Below are 3404 nucleotides of genomic sequence, written 5' to 3' on the forward strand. Positions count from 1 at the left end.
CATCGACGTGGCCGAGCAACCGGTCCCCGAGTCCGGGGGCAGCGGTGCGGCCCTCGCTTCACCAGGTCTCGGAGTTGATTGGGGGCCCTACGCCGCGGCCGTCGAAGCGTGGGCGCAAGTCATCGGCTGCGCTGCCCCCGGGCCAGTTGACGCTGTGGGACGGCTGAGTCCCGCCTTCGTCGAATGGCTCATGGGCCTGCCCGCCGGCCACGTCACCGACGTCCCCGGCCTGTCCCGCTCCGCACAGCTCAAAGCGCTGGGCAACGGCGTGGTCCCGCACCAGGCCGTGGCCGCGCTCCGCTTCCTCGCGCCCGCCGCCCTCCCCGGCCGCATCGCCGCCTGACCAGGCACCTTTCCCATCCTCCAAGGAGAGTTCTATGGGTAAGCCCGACACGCGTCGCCTGGATCGTGAGATCCAGCAGACGACCCGCAAGCTTGAAGCCGTTCAGCAGCGCCAGTTGTGGCCGCTGGATGGCCGCGAACGCCGCGCCATCCTGGCCGCCGCCGCCAGTGGTTCGGTCAAGGTGGTGCGGCACAAGAGCACCGCCCGCGCCGACACCAAGGCCGACACCGCCTGGAGTGCTGCCGAGACGCGGCTGAACGCGGAGATCACCGCGTTGCAGAGCGAGCGGCAGCGCATCGTGAACGAGAACGCGAAGGCCAAGGCCGCCAAGAAGTCTTCGGGCTGGTGGTGAGCATGGCCGCCAAACCGGCGCCTCCCGGCCAGTGCCCGCAGTGCTGGCAGCACGCCTACGACAAGAGCATCCACCGCGCCCTCAAGCCGCGCGAGGACTGCCCGCAGTGCGTTTCCCACATGGTCAACGGCTGCCCCTCCCTTGTGCCCAAGAAGGAATCGCGTTGGTGGTGAACCGCGCTCGCCACGCCCGCTGACCCGCCCCGGGGTACCCGCCACCACGCGGTCACCCCGGGGCTCTCTCGCCTCCCGCCCCCGTCCGGGGCAGTCAGGAGTGATGCCGTCATGAGCGGCAACGTCGTTCCCCTGCACAAGAACCCCGACCCTCCCGCCACCGCCGAACCTGGTCCGAACCTCACCGTCGTCCCCGACCCCGCCCCGGCCGCGCCGGTCGTGCCGTTGTGGGTGCGCTCCGGACGGGCAGTGCGCCGGATCGCCACTGACGAACGCACCCGTGAAACGGGACGGGTGGCAGTCCGCCACAGCATGTATGTGGTCGGCGGGACGCGGATCGTGGCCCGCCGCACCTGGGACGGCCGTACCGGGTCCCGCTATGAACGCATGCTCCGCGCCGCCGAAGCCGCCGGGAACTATGAGGTGGCCCAGGAGTGGGAGGAGCGTTTGCAGCGCTTCCGTGAGGCACGTCACCGGCGCCGTATGGACCTGCTGAAGTCGCCCGTGGACGTGGCCAAGGGCCTCGCGGTCGGCACCGGGGCGGGCATCGGCTCGCTGGTCGGGCTCGGGGTGGTGCTGGCTATCGCCAATGAGGATGTCTCCGACGTGCTGACGCCGTTGATGGCGGTCTTTGAGTTCATCCGGCTTCTCGTCACGATCGTCTCGATCGTGTGGGGACCGGCCCTGCGCATCGGACCCCTGCTGGCGCTCCTCGCCCTGTGGTCAGTGGGCCGCAAGCAGCAAGCCGCCCCCAACTGGGCCCTGCCCGCCACCGTCCGCTCCGGGGAGGGCGAACCCATCACCCCCTCGATCGTGGTCAAGGCCCTGCGCGACCTGGGGGTGCCCGCGCTGCGCAACGCCATCAAGGAGATGGGTGACGCGGGGGCCGCGATGCTGGGTCCGATCCGGATCGCCGGATGCGGCGTGGAAGTCGACGTGACCCTGCCCTCCGGGGTGTCGACGAACGAGGTTCAGGGCAAGCGGCGCAAGCTCGCGGAGAACCTGACCCGGCACGAACACGAAGTGTTCATCACCATCCCCGAAGCCGCCCGCACCGTCCGTCTGTGGATCGCCGACTCGGGTGCGTTGGATGAGCCGATCGGCCCCTCCCCGCTGGTCACCGACGAGACGATGACCGCCGACTACGCCAAGGGCAAAGCGCCGTGGGGTCAGGATCTGCGCGGGGACGCGGCGGCGCTGAGCCTGTATCAGCGCCACCTGCTCATCACGGGCCTGTCCAACCAGGGCAAGACCGCCGCGCTGCGCTCCCTGGCGCTGTGGGCGTCGCTGGACAGGCGGGTTGAGTTCCGGATCGCCGACCTCAAGGGCGCCGGGGACTGGGCCATGTTCGACGGTCTGGCCACGGTACTGATCCAGGGGCCGACCGATGAGCACGTGATCGATACGACCGAGATGGTTGAGGGTCTGGTCGATGAGATGAACCGCCGCATCGCGGCGCGTCAGGCAGACCCCACGGTGGTGTTCGACCCGCTGATCGGCATCGTGGACGAAGCGCAGGTGGCGTTCATGTGCCCGGCCATGGATGACGAGAAGCGCCCTTACGGCGGCTCCAAGGCAACCTCCCGCTACTTCATGGGCGTACGCAAGGTCCACAACCAGGGCCGCGTGGTCAACGTGCTCATGTACGAGGGTACGCAGGACCCCACCGACCAGAACCTCCCCAAGCTCGTGCGGGAAGGCGCCCACACCCGGGCCTCACTCGCGCTGGGCACCGCGGCGCAAGCCGTCATGGCCCTGGGCGAGAAGGCGGTCAACGGCGGCGCCGCCCCGCACCTGCTGCGCCAGGGCCTGGACAAGGGAACCCTGGTCGTCGCCTCCGACGGGATCGACATCCCCAAGGGCCAGTCCTCCATCACGGTGCGCACGCACTTCATCGGTGACGATGACGCCACCGCCATCGCCGAGCGGGCCAAGGCCCTGCGGGGCGGCGTCACCACCATGAAGGTCGTCGACCGCGGCGAGGGGCGGGACGCCCTCGCCGATGTCGCCGCAGTTTTGGGTGACGCGGCCAAGCTGCGCACCACCGAAGTGCTGAAGCGGCTGCACGCGCTGGACTCCAAGGTCTACGGCAACCAGTGGACCAACGACCGGCTGAAGCGGCTGCTGGAGGAGCACGGCGAGGAGCCGAAGAAGTCCCACGGGGTCATGGTCGTCCACCGCGATCACGTCCTGCGGGCCCTCGCCAACCGCGACAGCAACGGTTCCGCTTCCCCCGCCGGATAGCGGGGAGCTAAGACCGTCCGGCCCGGGGAGGCGGGGAGAACTCCCCAAGCGCCTCCCCGAGCCGCCTCCCCCGCTCTGATCAGCAAAAACATCACTTGGGGGAGGCGGGGAGGCGTGCAGGTCAGCACCCCTGAAACCCCCTCCACAGCACCCCCGGCAGGGGGTGCCCTTGCCTCCCCCACCACCATCGTGAAGGGATTCCGCATGTACCCCGACACCACCCCCGAGGCAGGCGCCACGGGCGCCGGTCTGAGCGAAGCGCAGGCCGAAACCGAGGCGCGGCGGATCATCG

3 protein-coding genes and 1 pseudogene are annotated in these 3404 nt (G+C 69.8%); all 4 read left to right on the forward strand.

Annotated features, from left to right (window positions below; translation table 11 throughout):
* A pseudogene (locus AC07DI_RS37415) lies at nt 1-343 on the forward strand (DNA cytosine methyltransferase); the annotation flags it as partial.
* A gap of 34 nt (nt 344-377) precedes the next feature.
* Entirely contained in the window at nt 378-695 is a 318-nt protein-coding gene (locus AC07DI_RS37420; RefSeq protein ID WP_478909431.1) for a hypothetical protein, read from the forward strand.
* Nucleotides 696-697: 2 nt separating this feature from the next.
* The gene (locus tag AC07DI_RS37425; protein WP_478909433.1) at nt 698-868 is read left to right on the forward strand and encodes a pRL2-8; all 171 of its coding nucleotides are present in this window, start codon (nt 698-700) and stop codon (nt 866-868) included.
* Between the two features lie 111 nt (nt 869-979).
* Complete coding sequence (locus tag AC07DI_RS37430) at nt 980-3112, forward strand: ATP-binding protein (RefSeq protein WP_478909434.1); 2133 nt, start codon at nt 980-982, stop codon at nt 3110-3112.
* Nucleotides 3113-3404: the final 292 nt, after the last annotated feature.

Source organism: Streptomyces sp. NPDC044106 (assembly GCF_056433985.1).

Excerpts from the sequence above, each read along its gene's own strand:
- AC07DI_RS37420 (WP_478909431.1), top strand. The coding sequence starts at position 378 with ATGGGTAAGCCCGACACGCGTCGCCTGGATCGTGAGATCCAGCAGACG.
- AC07DI_RS37425 (WP_478909433.1), top strand. The coding sequence starts at position 698 with ATGGCCGCCAAACCGGCGCCTCCCGGCCAGTGCCCGCAGTGCTGGCAG.
- AC07DI_RS37430 (WP_478909434.1), top strand. The coding sequence starts at position 980 with ATGAGCGGCAACGTCGTTCCCCTGCACAAGAACCCCGACCCTCCCGCC.